The following is a 15,926-nucleotide window of genomic DNA, read 5'->3' on the forward strand; positions in this document are numbered from 1 at the left end:
CCGCCACCTCCCCCTGGCGGGGAGGATTTCGATCTCACCGCCCCAACAGATGATCCACGAACGCCCCCAGCGTCCGAAACGCCGATAGCGCCAGCGGGCTCTCTCCCGAGGCGCCCGAAGGCCCCAGCGCCCGCCCGAACCCGAGCTTGGCCGCTTCCCGGCAGCGCAGCGCGGAATGCGCCACCGGCCTTATCTCCCCCGACAACGCGATCTCGCCGAACGCCACGCAGTCGCTTGCCAGCGACCGCTCGGCCAGCGACGAGACGAGCGCCGCCGCCACCGCCAGATCCGCCGCCGGATCCTGCACGCGATACCCGCCCGCGATGTTCAGATAGACCTCGCACGACGAGAAACTGAGCCCGCACCGCGCCTCGAGCACCGCCAGCACCATCGCCAACCGCCCCGAATCCCAACCGACCACCGCCCGCCGCGGCGTCGCGCCCGACGCCAGCCGCACCGTCAGCGCCTGCACCTCGACCAGCACCGGCCGCGTCCCCTCGAGTGCCGGGAATACGATCGTCCCCGTCACGCTCTCGTCGCGCTGGGTCAGGAACAGCGACGAGGGATTGGCGACCTCCGAAAGCCCCTCGTTCGCCATCGCGAACACGCCGATCTCGTCGGTGCCGCCGAAGCGGTTCTTGGTGGCGCGCAGGATGCGATACTGGTGGCTGCGCTCGCCCTCGAACGCCAGCACCGTATCGACCATATGCTCGAGCACGCGCGGGCCCGCGATGCTGCCGTCCTTGGTGACGTGCCCGACGAGCACCACCGCAGTCCCGCGCTCCTTGGCGAAGCGGATCAGCTCGCCCGCGCTCGCGCGCACCTGGCTCACCGTCCCCGGCGCGCCCTCGATCAGGTCGGAGTGCATCGTCTGGATCGAATCGATCACCAGCAAGGCGGGCGACGCCCCCTCCCCCAGCGTGGTGAGAATATCCCGCACCGACGTCGCCGCCGCGAGCTGCACCGGCGCATCCCCCAGCCCCAGCCGCCGCGCGCGCAGCCGCACCTGGTCCGCCGCCTCCTCGCCCGAGACATAGGCCACCTTGAGCCCGCGCATCGCGATCTTCGCCGCCGCCTGGAGCAGCAGGGTCGACTTGCCGATCCCCGGATCGCCCCCGATCAGCGTCGCCGAACCCTCGACGAATCCGCCCCCCAGCGCCCGGTCCAGCTCGGCGATCCCGCTCGCCATCCGCTCGGGCAGCGCCACATCGGTATCGAGCCCGGTCAGCATGATCGCCCGCCCGCCGCTCTGCAGATTATGCCTGGCCTGAAAGGGCGTCACATTGGAGCCAGCGGCATCCTCGACCAGCGTGTTCCAGTCCCCGCAATCCCCGCACTGCCCCGCCCATTGCGACGAAACCGACCCGCAGGCCTGACAGACATAGCGTTTCCGGGGCTTGGCCATGGCGCGATGCTAGCGATGGAACAAGAAGGGAACAAGCTTCTTCTTTTCGTCATCCCGGCGAAAGCCGGGACCCAGAGTCGCGAGCGGCATCCCGTTGGGCTCTGGCCCCCGGCTTCCGCCGGGGTGACGGCGGAAGGTGGACGCATCGCCCCCCGCCCGCTATGCGCCGCGCGCAATGCAGGCATCCGATCTCCGCGTCGCGCTCTTCAGCGGCAATTACAATTATGTCCGGGACGGCGCGAACCAGGCGCTGAACCTGCTGATGGGCCATGCCATCGCGCAGGGCGCGCAGGTGCGCATCTATTCGCCGACGACCGACACCCCGGCCTTTCCCCCCACCGGCGATCTGGTCAGCGTCCCCGCCTTCGCGATGCCGGGCGGGCGCGGCGAGTATAAGGTCGCCAAGGGGATCAAGGCGGTGCTGCCCGATCTCGAGGCGTTCAACCCGAACGTGGTTCATGTCTCGGCGCCCGAAATCCTCTGCCACCGCGCGGTCAGCTGGGCGCGCGAGCAGGGCATCGCCACGGTCGCCTCGGTCCACACCCGCTTCGAAACCTACCCGCAATATTACGGCCTCGGCTTCCTCGCGCCGCTGCTGATCAAGGCGCTCACCCGCTTCTACAACCGCACCGATATGGTGATGCCCACCGGGCGCGGCATGGTCGAGTTGCTCCAGGGCTGGGGCGTCACCAAGCCGATGCGGATCTGGTCGCGCGGCGTCTATCACGACCGCTTCAACCCCGGCATGCGCAGCCTCGAATGGCGCCGCGAGCATGGCATCGCCGACGATGAGGTCGTGATCGGCTTTCTCGGCCGGCTCGTGCTCGAAAAGGGGCTCGACGTCTTCGCCGAGGTGATCAAGCGGCTCCAGGCGCGCGGCGTGAAGCACCGCGTCATGGTGATCGGCGAAGGTCCCGCGCGCGAATGGTTCGCCGAACGCGTGCCGAACGCGGTGTTCACCGGCTTCCAGTCGGGCGCCGATCTCAGCCGCGCGGTCGCCTCGATGGATGTGTTCTTCAATCCCTCGGTCACCGAGAGCTTCGGCAACGTCACGCTCGAGGCGATGGCGTCGGGGGTCGCGGTGGTCGCGGCGGTCGCGACCGGCCCGGTCGGGCTGGTCGAGGAGAATGTCAGCGGCATTCTCTGCGATCCCAAGGACATGGACGCCTATGCCGACGCGCTCGCCCGCTTCGCCACCGACCATGATTTCCGCCAAGCCGCCGGCCAGGCCGGATTCGAGCTTGCCAAGGGTTACGAGTGGGACAAGATCAACCAGGTGGTGGTCGATACCTATCTCGAAGCGGCGGAGAAGAAATCCAAATAGCCGTCATCCCGGCGAAAGCCGGGACCCAGGTTTACTCAGCGGACCGCCCGCGGCTCCGGGTCCCGGCTTTCGCCGGGATGACGATCATTTCCAATCGTAGCGCAGCGGCACTTCCCGGAACGCGAACCGGTCGAGGTGCCGGACCACGGCGCCCTTCAGCGCCTCCAGCTGCGCCTCCGAACTCGCGTCGATCCGCACCGCGAGCCCGGTTTCAGCGACATTGAAGGTCACCACCGCATCGCCCGGAAAGTCCGCCCCGCGCGCATCCTTCGGGAAGATCGCCGTCCCATTCTCGGGGGTGAACTCGACCTGGAGGTTGTGCTCCCAATGCTTGCAGAGCTGCTGGAGATATTTGCTGGCGCTTGCGGTGGGCACCAGCGCGCTCGCGGAAACCACGGTCAGGGTCATCACAGCCTCTCGATCTTCTGCACCGCCTCGTCGATGATCGCGGCGACCTCGTGCAGGATATCGGCGTCAACGTCCCCGCGGCCCAAACGGTCCTGCAGCGCGGCGCCGAGATTGCTCATCGCGCGGCGGATCGGGCCACCGCTGGTGCGCGCGCTGCGCGAGCCCAGCTCCGCGAGCCGCGCGAACAGCGCCTCCACCTCTTCCTCGCGCTCGGTCAGATGCGCCTGGCCCGCGGTGGTGATCGCGAACTGCTTCTTGGCGCCTTCGGTCTTCTGTTCCTCGACGAGGCCCATATCGTCGAGCATCGTCAGCGTCGGATAGACCACGCCGGGGCTGGGCGCATAGGCGCCGCCCGAACGCTCCTCGATCTCGCGGATCAGGTCGTAGCCGTGGCGCGGTTGCTCCTCGATCAGCTTGAGCAGGATCAGGCGCAGCTCGCTCCCGTCGAACATCCGCCGCCGCCCGCCGCGGCCGTGATGGTGCGCGTGATGATCGGCCATATGCTCGAAAAAGTGACGGCCCCAGCCGCCCCTGCGGCCGCCCGGGCCGCACTCCATGCCGTGCTCGCCACGCTCTGCCTGACGACCGCGGCCATGATGATGAAATCCAAATCGCATGTGTAAAATCCTATATTAGCGAGTCTTGATGTGTCTAAGATATATCTTGAGTCAGTTTTGACAAGCCCCGACACCCTCACCTTCCTAACTTTCGGTCCAGCCCCTATCTTGACCCCCAATGGCCGACCTGTTCGCAACCCACGAAAGCCCGCCTCAAAGCGAGGAACCAATCGGCGGCCCCCTCGCCGATCGCCTGCGCCCCCGCGCGCTCGATCAGGTCGTGGGCCAGGAGCATCTCACCGGCCCCGAGGGCGCGATCGGGCGGATGGTCGCCGCGGGCCGGCTCTCGTCGATCATCCTCTGGGGCCCGCCCGGCACCGGCAAGACCACCATCGCCCGCCTCCTCGCCGATGCGGTCGGCCTGCGCTTCGTCGCGATCAGCGCGGTGTTTTCGGGCGTGGCGGACCTCAAAAAGGTCTTCGCCGAGGCCCGCGAACATGCCCGGATCGGCCGCAAGACCCTGCTCTTCGTGGACGAGATCCACCGCTTCAACCGCTCGCAGCAGGACGGCTTCCTCCCCTTTGTCGAGGACGGCACCGTCACCCTGGTCGGCGCCACCACCGAAAACCCGTCGTTCGAACTCAACGCCGCGCTCCTCAGCCGCGCCCAGGTCCTGATCCTCCATCGCCTCGACGCCGCCGCGCTCGGGCAGCTCCTCACCCGCGTCGAGGAGATCGAGGACGCGCCCCTCCCCCTCACCCCCGAGGCGCGCGACGCCCTGATCGCCAGCGCCGATGGCGATGGCCGTTTCCTGCTCAACCAGGCCGAAACGCTCTTCTCGGTGAACCTCCCCGCGCCGCTCGACCCCGCCGGCCTCTCCGCGCTGCTCCAGCGCCGCGTCGCGGTCTATGACAAGGACCGCGAGGGGCATTACAACATCATCTCCGCGCTCCATAAATCGGTGCGCGGCAGCGATCCCCAGGCGGCGCTCTACTATCTCGCCCGGATGCTCACCGCGGGCGAGGAGCCGCTCTATGTGCTGCGCCGCCTCACCCGCATGGCGATCGAGGATATCGGCCTCGCCGACCCGCAGGCGCTGATCCAGTGCATCGCCGCCAAGGATACCTACGAGTTTCTCGGCTCCCCCGAGGGCGAGCTCGCGATCGTCCAGGCCTGTCTCTATCTCGCCACCGCCCCCAAATCGGTCGCCAGCTACAAGGCGATGGGCGCGGCATGGAAATCGGCGCGCGAAACCGGCTCGCTGATGCCCCCGCAAAACATCCTCAACGCCCCCACCCGGCTGATGAAGGAGATCGGCTACGGCAAGGGCTACACCTATGATCCGGACACGGCGGAGGGCTTCTCCGGCGACAATTACTGGCCCGAGGAGATGCAGCCCCAGACCTTCTACGTCCCCACCGAAAAGGGGCTGGAGAAGCGCATCGCCGAACGCATGGCCTATTGGGAGGAGTTGCGGCGAGGGAAGCGCGACTCCCGTTAGTTCTGCTCGATAATCTCGCGAATCCGGCCGGCGAGCACCTCCATCTGGAATGGCTTGGTCAACACGAACATCCCGTTTTCGAGGCGACCCCGGCCGATCACCGCATTTTCGGCATAGCCGGTGATGAAGAGCACCTTGAGGTTCGGCCGGCTCGCGCGCGCCGCGTCGGCGACCTGCCGGCCGTTCATTCCGCCCGGCAAACCGACATCGGTGATCAACAGGTCTATTCTCGTGTTCGATTCGAGGATCCGAACGCCCGACGGGCCGTCCGCCGCCTCGATGACGGCATAACCCGATTCCCCGAGCACCTCCGCCACCAGCATCCGGACCGTAGGCTCGTCGTCGATGACGAGCACGACCTCCCCGTCTCCGACCGGACCCGACCGCGCCGCGGACCTGTCCACCTCGTCGGCCGGCGCATCGCCGTCGTACCGCGGCAAATAAAGGCACATCGTGGTGCCCTGCCCAACTTCCGAATAGACCCTGACCTGGCCTCCGGACTGGCGCGCGAACCCATAGATCATCGAAAGCCCGAGCCCGGTGCCTTCGCCCAGCGGCTTGGTCGTGAAGAAGGGTTCGAATGCCTTGGCGATGACATCGGGGGTCATGCCCGTGCCCGTGTCGGTCACGCAAACCGCGACATATTGGCCAACCGGCAGATCCTGCTGCCGCGCCGCGCGCTCGTCGAGCCATTTGTTGGTGGTCTCGATCGTAAGCTTGCCGCCATCGGGCATCGCGTCGCGGCCATTGATGCAGAGGTTCAGAACGGCGTTTTCGAGCTGGTTGGGATCGACCAGCGTCGGCCAAAGGCCGCTTGCGCCGACAACCTCCACGTCCACGCTCGGACCGACGGTGCGGCGAACCAGATCCTCGATACCGCCGAGCAGGCGATTGACATTGGTCGGCTTGGGGTCGAGCGTCTGGCGGCGCGAGAAGGCCAGCAGGCGGTGCGTCAGCGAGGCGGCGCGCTTGACCGCGCCATGCGCCGCCATGAAGTATCGGTCGAAGTCGGCGGTACGCCCCTGCGCCCACCGCATCTGCATCATCTCGAGGCTGCCGCTGATGCCGGTCAGGAGATTGTTGAAGTCGTGCGCCAGTCCTCCGGTGAGCTGACCGACCGCTTCCATTTTCTGTGACTGACGAAGCTGCTCCTCGATCGCGCGCTTCTCGGTCAGATCGCGGGTGACCTTGGCAAAGCCGATCAGCCGGCCATCGTCGTTGCGGATCGGGTCGATCACCACGCTCGCCCAGAAGCGCGACCCGTCCTTGCGAACCCGCCAGCCTTCGGCTTCGAACCGCCCTGCGCTCCGGGCGGTTTCGAGCGCGGCCTCCGGGACGCCCGCCATGCGGTCCTCTTCGGAATAGAAGCGCGAGAAATGCTCGCCAATGATCTCGTCGGCCACATAGCCCTTGAAGCGCGCCGCCCCCGCGTTCCAGCTACTCACATGTCCGGTCTCGTCCAGCAGGTAGATCGCATAGTCGGTGACGCCCTGGACGAGCAGGCGGAAGCGCTCCTCGCTCTGGCGAAGCTCTTCATCCGCCGCCCTGCGGTCGGTCAGATCGCGGGTAATCTTGGCGTAGCCCACCAGATTGCCGGGCGGGTCCCAGATCGGATCGATGACCACATTGGCCCAGAACCGGCTGCCATCCTTGCGCACGCGCCAGCCCTCGGCTTCGAAGCGGCCTTCGCGTCTGGCGGTCTCCAGCGCGATTCTCGGGATTTCCTGCGCGCGCTCCTCGGGGGTGTAGAAGCGGGAGAAATGCTCGCCGATAATCTCTTCAGGCTCATATCCCTTGAAGCGGCGGGCGCCGGGATTCCAGCTCGATACGCGCCCCTCGGTATCGAGCATGTAGATCGCATAGTCGGTGACGCTTTGAACCAGCAGCTCGAATCGGCTGCCGATAGTTACGGGGTCCTCGAACTCTGTCATGTGCCCCGCCAAATCGTTGCAAGAACTAAACATTAGCCAAGGGCAGGTGTTCCGTCGGGCTCCTGATGGCAGGTCCTGAAGCGTGGAATGGCATGTTTCCCGACAAGGCTTCCCATGAAGGACCCGCTCTGCTTTCCTCCGCGCGATGATCAGCCTCCGTCCGACTCGCGCGTTCCTCGCCCTGGCCGCCGCCGCGCTGCTCTCCTGCCCTGCCGCAGCCCAGCAACCCGCGCCCAAGGCCCCGACGACCTGGGCCCGCAGCATCGCCGCCGGCTACAAGGCGCTCACCTTGTGCGGGGCGATCTTCAACGGCGGGCGGACCCAGGCGCAGGCCGAGGCGCTCGAGCTGACCGGCATCTATCCCGAATATGAGGCGATCGTCCCCACCCTGACCGCCACAGTCACCCGCCGGGAGGACAATCCCGCCGTGCCGATGCTGTGGGACGGCCTCGTCACCGTCCCCTTCGACGAGACCCTCCCCCCGCGCGTCGCGACCTGGACGCCATGGGACGGCTGCACAATCTATCCGCTCACGCCGCCCGAGCAGATTCCGGTGATCGTCCGCTCGGGCAACGTGCCCCCGCTCGTCCCCGGCAATCTCGATCAGCGCGACTGGCCGACGGGCGAGAAGGGGATCGTGGTCCGCACGCCGCCCGCGCTCCAGCCGGTCATCGCGAAGGCATTCGCGGGCGGGTTTTCGGGCCGCACCACCGGGGTGGTCATCGTCCAGAACAACCTCATCATCGGCGAGAGCTATGCCGAGGGCTTCGGCCCGCACACCAGCCAGCGCACCTGGTCGGTCGCCAAATCGATGTCGGGCTCGCTGATCGGCATCGCCAGCCGCGAGGGGCTGCTCGACGTCAACAAGGCCGGCGTCGTGCGCGCCGACGCGGATCTGCGCGGCACCATCACCATCGACAACCTCCTCCGCATGGCGAGCGGCCTCCACGGCGACACCCCCGGCAACCGCACCGACGCGCTCTATTTCGGCGGCGCCACCGTCGACGACGAGGCCGCGATCGCCGGGCTCGATGCGATGCCGGGAACGCGCTTTCGCTACGCCAATCTCGACATCCTGATCGCGGTCCGGGCGCTCCGCCGCGCGATCCGCGACAATTTCCGCTATGAGGCCTATCCGCGCGCCAAGCTGTTCCAGCGAATCGGCATGACCCGCACCATCGCCGAGCGCGATTCTGGCGGCAACTTCATCCTGTCGAGCCAGGTCTGGTCGACCGCGCGCGACCTCGCCCGGCTCGGCATCTTCTGGCTCAATGACGGCGTGTGGAACGGCGACCGCATCCTCCCCCAGGGCTGGATGACCTACATGACCACCCCCAGCGGCCCCCAGCCCGCCACCGGCCCCGGCTATGGCGCGACCCTGTGGCTGTTCGGGCCTGCGCAGGGGCTTCCCGAGGGCAGCTATGCCGCGCAGGGCAATCGCGGCCAGTTCGTCATGGTGATCCCCTCGCGCAAGCTCGTGATCGTCCGCCGCGGCGAGGATGCCGGCGGCGCGCCGTTCGACATCGCCAGGTTCAGCGCCGAGGTGCTGAAGGCCGTGCCATGAAGGACTGGGACGACGTCGTCGCCTTCGCCTGCGCGTTGCCCGAAGTCGTGATGGCATCCTATTACGGAACGATGGTTCCCAAAGTGAACGGCAAGCCCTTCGTCGCACCCAGTCGCGCGCTGGACAGCTTCTGCCTCTATGTCTCGAAGCCCGAAAAGGCGATCCTGCTCGAAATCGCCCCTGAAAGCTTTTGGGTGACCGGGCATTTCCTCAACTATCCGGCAGTTCTCGCGCGCTACGATGCGCCGGCGAATGATTTGGTCGAAACCCATATTCGCCGCGCGTGGTGGGACCGGCTGTCGCGCGAACAACGCCTCGCCCACGGCGCGCGGCCATGAGGGATTGGGCCGAGGCGGTGGCCTATGCCTGTTCGCTACCCGAAGTGGTGATGGAGAGCCACTGGGGCGCGCTCTGCCCCAAGCTCAACGGCAAGGGCCTGTTCGCGCCCGGCCGCGAACCGGGCAGCTTCTGCCTCTACGTCACCAATGCCGAAAAGGAGGTGCTGCTCGAAACCGATCCGGACACCTTCTGGCAGACCGACCATTATCGGAACTACCCCGCAATCCTCGCCCGCTTCGGCACCGGCGCGCAGGATCGGATCGCGCTCTACATCCAGCGCCGCTGGTGGGATCTCGCGAAGAAGCCCCAGCGCATCGCCGCCGGGCTGGAAGAGCGGCCCTGACCGCGCCCACCCACTTCACCCGCTTCGCCGCGATCGACTGGTCGGGCGCACGCGGCGAGCATCATCCCGGCATCGCCATCGCACTCTGCGAAGCTGGCGACACCGCCCCTGCGCTGGTCTCCCCGCCGAGCCGCGCCTGGTCGCGCGCCGACGTCCGCGATTGGATGCTCGCCCAGGCGGATACTCCGACGCTGATCGGCCTCGATCTCTCCCCCGCTTTGCCCTTCGTCGACAAGGGAAGCTATTTCCCCGAATGGCCCGGCTCCCCGGCGGACGCACCCAGCCTCTGGAAACTGATCGACGAATTGAGCGGCGGCGACCCCCATCACGCCGCGAATATCTTCCTCGATCACCCCGAAGTGGCCCGCCATTTTCGCGTCCAGGGCCGGCCGGCCGGCGATCTGTTCTCGCCAAGGAACGGCCGGCTGCGCCGCTGCGAGGAGGCCCAACAACCCATGGAACTCGCCCCGTCGAGCTGCATGAAGCTGATCGGTGCCAACCAGGTCGGCAAATCGAGCCTCACCGGGATGCGGGTTCTTCATCAACTCGCGCGCCGCATCCCCGTCTGGCCCTTCGATCCGGTCCCGCCCGCGGGCCCGCTGATCGTCGAAATCTATACTTCCCTGGCCGCCCGCGACGCCGGTATCCCACGCGGCCGATCCAAAATGCGCGATTCCGGAGCGCTGGACCGGGCGCTCCGCAAACTCGGCGTCGACGAACCCGCCAAGCTCGACAGCTATGACGATCACGCCACCGACGCGGTCCTCACCGCCGCCTGGCTGCGCAGGAATGCCCGCCGCGCCGATCTCTGGCATCCGCACGGGATCGGCGATGTTGCCGCCACCGAGGGCTGGACCTTCGGCGTCGCCTGACGCAAGGAACGCCAGATGCCGGTTTAGCTCAGCTGGTAGAGCAGCGGTTTTGTAAACCGAAGGTCGCGGGTTCGATTCCTGCAACCGGCACCAGAATATGGGGGATGCTTATGATGGAAGGCCTGACCAAAGAGAGCTTCGAGCCGCATATCGGCACGGGCTTCACCATCCATACCGCCGAGCTGGACGAGGTGTTCGTCCTCACCGAGGTGACACCCGGCAAGCCCTCCTATGCGGGCGGCCGGGAGCCCTTCTCGCTGATGTTCAACGGATCGAGCACCGAGCTGATGTTCCATTCGCAGCTCATCGTCTTCGAGCATCCGGAAATGGGCGGCCTCGCCATCTTGGTCTCGCCCCTTGGCCGCAACGATGACGGCACCTACCGCTACGAGGCGGTGTTCAACTGACGAAGAGCGTGCGCACCGCCTGCGGCTGACGCTCCATCACATAGTCGCCGCCCTCGATCCGGACATCGGCAAAGCCCTTGCGCAGATAGAAATTATGCGCGCGGTTGGTGAGCGAGCAATGGAGCATGATCGCGCGGCCCACCGAATCCGCTTCCGCGGTCATCTCGTCGAACAGGGCGTCGCCGATGCCCTGTCCGGTGAAGGGCGGCGCCAGCGAGATGTCGATCACCGTCCAGATGTCGGGCCCGCGCAGCAGGTAGAAGCGGCCGATCGCCTGTCCGCCGCTGGTCACGATGCGGCGATCCGTGTCCGGGAAGAATTTCCGGAAGTGGAAGTCCTGCAGCTGGAACTGGTTCTCGAGCAGCGCCAGCCGCTGCTCGTCCGTGCCCGCCATCCCCTGAAACAGGGGCCAGCGCGTGGACACGAAAAGACGGCGGATGAACCCCAGGTCACCCGCCGTCTCTTTTCGAAGCCGATACTTGACCAAGCAATCAGTTCCGCGACGGGAAGATCCCCTGGACGGCAATGCACCAGTTGATCACGAGCAGCGGCTGAAGATTGTTGTGCGGTTGGCCGCCACCGTTCGGCGTCACCACCTGGGGCGCCAGCGTGGTCGCCGTCGGTGCGGCGCCCGGCTTGTACCAAGCGTTCGCGGCGGTGTTCTGGTGGTACATGAACCGGGTGATGAAATAGCCGGCCGTCGGCACGTCGGTCATATGCGTCGTGCCGCTGGGATCGTTCTTGGTGGTCACCGTGTGGCTATGCGACGGCATCTCGGTGCTGAGCAATTGCACCGTCTCGCTGCCAAATGTCTCGCCGAGCACGACCGGGCCGAGCCCCGGGCCGCTGCCGTTGCCCACCGGAATCGCGCCGTTGAGGTTGGGCAGCGCGAAGTTGGTCGTGCCGTTCCCGCCATAGGTCGTGCCCAGGATCGAGAAGAGCGCGGTATATTGCGCGATCGGCAAAAGCTGGCCGCTCGCGAACATATAGCCGCGCGGAGGGAAGTTGAATGCGAAGGGCTTAACTTCGCCGACAAAAGGTGCTGTCATGTCCCGCTCTCCCTTTCTCAGTTCCGGCTGGGGAACACGCCCTCAAGGGCGATGATGTAATTGAGGACCAGCGACGGCGCCTGATTGTTGTGCGGCTGGTTGCCGCCCGCAGGCTGGATCGTGTCGGCGGCGAGCACCGGCTGGTTCGGCGGCGGATTGATCACGTCGGTGTTCAGATAGAACAGGCTCGACTGTCCCGAAATCGCATCGAGCGGATTGGCGGGCGCCAGGCCCGGTCCCGGCGTCGCCGCGGTCGCGTCGATATTGTACGCCTGCATCGTATGATTGTGCGCCGGCATCTGGGTGGTGAGCAGCGTCACCGACTCGGTTCCCGCCATCTGGCCGACCACATAGCCGCTGAGCCCGGGTCCGGTGCCCTGCCCGATCACCACGCGGCCGCGCAAGTCCGGCAGCCCGAAGGTTACCTGGCCGTCGCCACCGAAGGTGGTGCCGAGCAGCGCGTAAAGCGCATCATTTTGCGAAATCGGCAGCAGCTGCCCGGCGCAGTACGCCCAGCCGCGCGGATTGAAGTTTCCCGCAAAAATGCGGATTTCACCAAGAAAAGGGTTCGACATTTCTTATCCCCCTGAACGGAGTGGCCGCCGATGGCGTCAGTTGCGTGACGGGAAGATTCCCTGAAGTGCGATGCTGTAGTTCAAGCACGTATAGGGCTGGATGTTGGTATGCGGCTGGCCGCCGCCCTGGTTTCCGATCGTCGTCCCCAGCACGACCCCGTTGCCCGCGGGCGCGACATAGCCCGGAATATTGCCGGCATTGGTCTGGTTCACCGTCGCCAGATACGCGCTCAGCGGCACGGTCGAATTGCCGGCGGTGGTGACCGCCTTCCAGAGGTGGATATGCTGCGGCAGCTGGTTGACGTTCAGCGTCACCGTCTCGGCGCCGGTGCGCTCGCCCCAGACATAGTTGGAGCCGCCCGCGAGCTGGCCGATGCCGACCGCGACGCAGCTGCGCAGGTCCGGCAGGCAGAAGGTCGTGACGCCATTGCCGCCATAGGTCGTGCCGAGCAGCGAGAACAAGGCCTGGTTCTGCGCGATCGACAGCGCCTGGCCTTGCGCCAGCGCCCAACCGCGGACGGACCAATCCCACGGGAATACGCGGATCTCACCGATATAAGGTTGTGTCATGAGCCTCCCTCTCCAATCAGCAATGGTGGCCAAGTCATGTTGCAGCGCGAGTGCTTGAATACGAAGTAACAATACTGCCATTACTTGAACACGTAATGGGAATGCCACCAAAACGGCGTCATTCCGACTACACAACTGTAAGCAACCCGCTCGAACAAGAAGCAGCCCCATTGTTCGCGCGGAGAGGGCGGTCCGGTCAAGCGGAATCTGGCAGGCGGACAACAAATCGCGACAGTTTCGTAACGAAACCCTGTCCGGTCAGCAGATCACATCCCCATCGGCCACGCGGATCACCCGGTCGCACCAGCCCAGGCTCTCCTCGCGGTGCGAGATCATCAGGATCGTCGGACGCGGTTCGAGCGCCTTCAGCCGGTCGAGCAACGCGGCCTCGCCCGGCGCGTCGATCGCGTTAGCCGCCTCGTCGAGCACCAGCAGCCGCGGCTTGCGCAGCATCGCCCGCGCCAGGGAGATCCGCTGCCGCTCGCCGCCCGAGAACAGCGTCCCGCGCTCGCCCACCACCGTATCGAGCCCCTCGTCGAGCCGCGCGACGATCTCGCTCGCCCCGGCAAAGTCGAGCGCCGCCGCGATCTCGGCCTCGGTCACCTCCGGGTTCGCCCAGCGCAGGTTGCGGCGGATGCTGTCGTGGAACAGAAAGCCTTCCTGCGAGACATAGGCGATCGCCTGGCCCCATCCCTGGCGCACTGCCCCCGTCAGCGGCACACCACCGATCCGGACCTCGCCCGTCTCGGGCTCGAGCAGCCCGACGATCAGGTCGACCAATGTCGTCTTCCCCGCTCCCGAAGGCCCGGCGATCCCGACGAACTCGCCCGGCGCGATCGTGAGGCTCGCGTCGCGCACGCCGCGCCCGCCGGGATGCATATAGCCCGCAGCGATCAACTCGATCGGCCCCTCGGGCGGCGCCTCCGCCCGGGTCTCGGCGCGCTCCCCATCCCCGCGCAATTCGGCCTGGAGCGCACGCACCGATTCGAAGCTGGGCAGCGCGAAGACGAATTGCTGCCCCGATTGATAGAGGATCATCCCCGGCCCCGTCATCCGCGCGAAGACATAGATAAGCGCGAGCAGGGTAGTCGGCGTCGCCCGCATGAAGCCGAAGCCGACCAGCACCACCGCCGCTCCCACCGCGCTCGAAATCAGCGCGAACACCAGCCGCCCCCGCGCCTGCCGCCGCTGGAAGACCAGCTGGTGCGTCCGGATCTGGTGCTGGATGCTCTCGAATTCGGCGACGAAGCTCGGCTGGGCATTCTGCGCCGCCGCGGTCTTGAGCCCCGACAGGAAGCCCTGCGCGTTCGCCATCATCGCCTGCGCCGCCTTGACGACCCCGCCGCCCAGCTCGCGGGTCGCGCCTTGCGTCGCCACGAACACCAGCCCGCCGAGCAGCAACAGCCCCAGCACCAGCGCCGCCAGCGCCGGCGCGAGGCTGAAGGCGATCACGGTCTGGGTGACCAGCATCGCCACCGTCACCACGCCCTGCACCAGGAAATAGGAGGCGCTGGAAAGCCGCTGGATCTCGTTGGTGATCAGGTTGATCACCCGCGCGTGGCGCAGCCCCACCACACGGCTCCAGGGCGCGCTGGCCAGCACGCGCATCGCGCGGTTGCGCTCATCCTCGATGAACCCGGTCTGCAGCCGCGCCAGCGCGGTATCGCGCGCATAGAGGGTGAAGGCACGAAGCATGCTCATCACCACGAACGCGCCGATCAGCCAGGCGAGCTGGGCGAGCGGCGTCTCCGCCCCCAGCCGGCGCAGCGTGCCCGACACCCAGCCGGTCCCGCCCTTGCCCTGGCTGGTCTCGACGACGAGGCCGAGGATCGGCACCAGCACCAGCAGGGTCCCCAGGCCATCGAGGATCGACGAGGCGGCCAGCAGCAGCCCGGCGCGCACGCCGCGCCATCCGGCATAGCGCGAAAAGGCCCCGACGAAATCGGAACCCGACCGCGCAAGCCCGCGCATCTGCGAAAGGATCGCCCCCATGCCAGCCGCTTAGCCCGGCGCACGCGGACTGCCTAGCGCCGTTGCGTGCCGCGCCGCGATGCTGTCAAAGACGCGGCTCCCCCGGACGGAGTTGCGCGATGGCCGAGATGATCGTCACCACCTATGACTGGGTCCCCGACCTTCCCCGCGGCTTCGTCCGCGATCTGCGCGTCCGCTGGGCGCTCGAGGAAGCCGGCCTGCCCTATCGCGTCGAAAGCACGCCCTTCAGGGACCGCGGCCCCGATCATTTCGCCCACCAGCCCTTCGGCCAAATCCCCTGGCTCACCGACGGCGATCGCACGATCTTCGAAAGCGGCGCGATCCTGCTCCATATCGGCGAGCGCAGCACGAACCTCCTCCCCACCGATCCCAAGGCCCGCAGCGAAACGATCGAATGGGTCTTCGCCGCGCTCAACTCGATCGAGATGGCGACCCAGCCCTGGGCCCTGATGCGCTTCTGGGACATCCCCGGCGACAATATCGTGCGCGAGCGCTTCGACGGCTGGGTGCCCATGCGCCTCGCGCAGATGGACGCGCTGCTCGCGGGCCGCGAATGGCTGGTGGGCGACTTCTCGATCGCCGACATCCTGATGGCGGACGTGCTGCGCCTGGTGGACCGCTTCGATGGGCTGGCGGAGTATCCGGCGTGCAAGGCCTATGTCACCCGCGCGACGGAACGCCCGGCCTTCATCAAGGCGCATGCCGACCAGATGGCGCATTTCGCGGCGGGGGATTGAGGGGAGGCCGAGTTTGGTTTGCGACCAATCTTAGACGCTCTATCTGGCTTGCAGGGCCCGCCTTCGCTCAGTGATCGGCCAAATGAGCTCTTGGCCTATCTTGTCGATCTACCATCCGGGTAGCTCTGCGGCATCCAATCGAACGAATGCTTCTTGCACCGGCTCGGGCAGTAGCCCTTGCACAAGCGGGTCCAGCCATTGGGTCAGCACGTGGTCGAACATCAGATTGCACTCGGCCCTGACTGTTTCGTGGTGCTCCGCGCTGGCGCTCACAACTAGGACGAATCGACATTCAACGCATCCAGATCATGGCTGCGGCGAGGTGGATGAAGGCGAGGAAGTATGCGGCGCG

At 66.6% G+C, this 15,926-nt stretch carries 17 protein-coding genes and 1 tRNA gene; 9 read left to right on the forward strand and 9 right to left on the reverse strand.

Annotated elements, in window-relative coordinates; translation table 11 throughout:
• Positions 1–34: 34 nt before the first annotated feature.
• A complete protein-coding gene (radA, locus tag OF829_RS20190) occupies positions 35–1,405 on the reverse strand; it encodes a DNA repair protein RadA (protein ID WP_264942011.1) in 1,371 nt (456 codons plus the stop codon).
• 175 nt (positions 1,406–1,580) lie between these two features.
• Here radA and OF829_RS20195 point away from each other — a divergent pair, with 175 nt between their 5' ends.
• Positions 1,581–2,729, forward strand: a complete 1,149-nt coding sequence (locus tag OF829_RS20195) for a glycosyltransferase family 4 protein (protein WP_264942012.1) — start codon at positions 1,581–1,583, stop codon at positions 2,727–2,729.
• A gap of 84 nt (positions 2,730–2,813) precedes the next feature.
• Here the strand turns inward: OF829_RS20195 and OF829_RS20200 are convergent, their stop codons facing one another.
• On the reverse strand, positions 2,814–3,137 hold the full coding sequence (locus OF829_RS20200) for a DUF2218 domain-containing protein (protein WP_264942013.1): 324 nt from the start codon (positions 3,135–3,137) through the stop codon (positions 2,814–2,816).
• Positions 3,137–3,754 (reverse strand): PadR family transcriptional regulator, encoded by a 618-nt coding sequence (locus OF829_RS20205; RefSeq protein ID WP_264942014.1) that lies wholly within the window; start codon positions 3,752–3,754, stop codon positions 3,137–3,139. Before OF829_RS20205 ends, OF829_RS20200 begins: the two co-directional genes overlap by 1 nt.
• 118 nt (positions 3,755–3,872) lie before the next feature.
• On the opposite strand from OF829_RS20205, the gene OF829_RS20210 reads away from it, so the two are divergent.
• Positions 3,873–5,195: a replication-associated recombination protein A gene (locus OF829_RS20210; RefSeq protein ID WP_264942015.1), complete on the forward strand. Its 1,323-nt coding sequence runs from the start codon at positions 3,873–3,875 to the stop codon at positions 5,193–5,195.
• On the opposite strand, the gene OF829_RS20215 is transcribed toward OF829_RS20210, so the two are convergent.
• Entirely contained in the window at positions 5,192–7,126 is a 1,935-nt protein-coding gene (locus OF829_RS20215) for a hybrid sensor histidine kinase/response regulator (RefSeq protein WP_264942016.1), read from the reverse strand. The genes OF829_RS20210 and OF829_RS20215 overlap by 4 nt on opposite strands.
• Before the next feature lie 145 nt (positions 7,127–7,271).
• Here OF829_RS20215 and OF829_RS20220 point away from each other — a divergent pair, with 145 nt between their 5' ends.
• The 6 genes from OF829_RS20220 (at position 7,272) to OF829_RS20245 (ending at position 10,651) form a co-directional block, all read left to right on the forward strand.
• Entirely contained in the window at positions 7,272–8,690 is a 1,419-nt protein-coding gene (locus tag OF829_RS20220) for a serine hydrolase domain-containing protein (protein WP_264942017.1), read from the forward strand.
• A complete protein-coding gene (locus OF829_RS20225; protein WP_264942018.1) occupies positions 8,687–9,028 on the forward strand; it encodes a hypothetical protein in 342 nt (113 codons plus the stop codon). The genes OF829_RS20220 and OF829_RS20225 overlap by 4 nt, the downstream gene beginning before the upstream one ends.
• The gene (locus tag OF829_RS20230; RefSeq protein ID WP_264942019.1) at positions 9,025–9,372 is read left to right on the forward strand and encodes a hypothetical protein; all 348 of its coding nucleotides are present in this window, start codon (positions 9,025–9,027) and stop codon (positions 9,370–9,372) included. The genes OF829_RS20225 and OF829_RS20230 overlap by 4 nt, the downstream gene beginning before the upstream one ends.
• On the forward strand, positions 9,315–10,244 hold the full coding sequence (locus OF829_RS20235) for a hypothetical protein (protein ID WP_319951570.1): 930 nt from the start codon (positions 9,315–9,317) through the stop codon (positions 10,242–10,244). Before OF829_RS20230 ends, OF829_RS20235 begins: the two co-directional genes overlap by 58 nt.
• 17 nt (positions 10,245–10,261) lie before the next feature.
• A tRNA-Thr gene (locus OF829_RS20240) sits at positions 10,262–10,337 on the forward strand.
• A gap of 17 nt (positions 10,338–10,354) precedes the next feature.
• A complete protein-coding gene (locus OF829_RS20245; protein WP_264942020.1) occupies positions 10,355–10,651 on the forward strand; it encodes a DUF6916 family protein in 297 nt (98 codons plus the stop codon).
• Here OF829_RS20245 and OF829_RS20250 read toward each other — a convergent pair.
• The 5 genes from OF829_RS20250 to OF829_RS20270 form a co-directional block, all read right to left on the reverse strand.
• On the reverse strand, positions 10,644–11,045 hold the full coding sequence (locus OF829_RS20250; RefSeq protein WP_264942022.1) for a GNAT family N-acetyltransferase: 402 nt from the start codon (positions 11,043–11,045) through the stop codon (positions 10,644–10,646). The genes OF829_RS20245 and OF829_RS20250 overlap by 8 nt on opposite strands.
• A gap of 97 nt (positions 11,046–11,142) precedes the next feature.
• Positions 11,143–11,700 carry a phage tail protein gene (locus tag OF829_RS20255; protein WP_264942023.1) on the reverse strand — a complete coding sequence of 186 codons (558 nt, stop codon included), beginning with the start codon at positions 11,698–11,700 and terminating at the stop codon, positions 11,143–11,145.
• A 17-nt stretch (positions 11,701–11,717) separates the two neighbouring features.
• Positions 11,718–12,275, reverse strand: a complete 558-nt coding sequence (locus OF829_RS20260) for a phage tail protein (protein ID WP_264942024.1) — start codon at positions 12,273–12,275, stop codon at positions 11,718–11,720.
• A 36-nt stretch (positions 12,276–12,311) separates the two neighbouring features.
• The gene (locus tag OF829_RS20265; RefSeq protein WP_264942026.1) at positions 12,312–12,845 is read right to left on the reverse strand and encodes a phage tail protein; all 534 of its coding nucleotides are present in this window, start codon (positions 12,843–12,845) and stop codon (positions 12,312–12,314) included.
• A gap of 258 nt (positions 12,846–13,103) precedes the next feature.
• Positions 13,104–14,837 (reverse strand): ABC transporter ATP-binding protein, encoded by a 1,734-nt coding sequence (locus tag OF829_RS20270; protein WP_264942027.1) that lies wholly within the window; start codon positions 14,835–14,837, stop codon positions 13,104–13,106.
• Between the two features lie 98 nt (positions 14,838–14,935).
• Here OF829_RS20270 and OF829_RS20275 point away from each other — a divergent pair, with 98 nt between their 5' ends.
• Positions 14,936–15,574, forward strand: coding sequence for a glutathione S-transferase family protein (locus tag OF829_RS20275; protein ID WP_264942028.1), 639 nt, complete (start codon positions 14,936–14,938; stop codon positions 15,572–15,574).
• The last annotated feature ends 352 nt before the right edge of the window (positions 15,575–15,926 follow it).

This window comes from Sphingomonas caeni, from assembly GCF_026013415.1.
GTDB classification, from domain to species: domain Bacteria; phylum Pseudomonadota; class Alphaproteobacteria; order Sphingomonadales; family Sphingomonadaceae; genus Sphingomonas; species Sphingomonas caeni.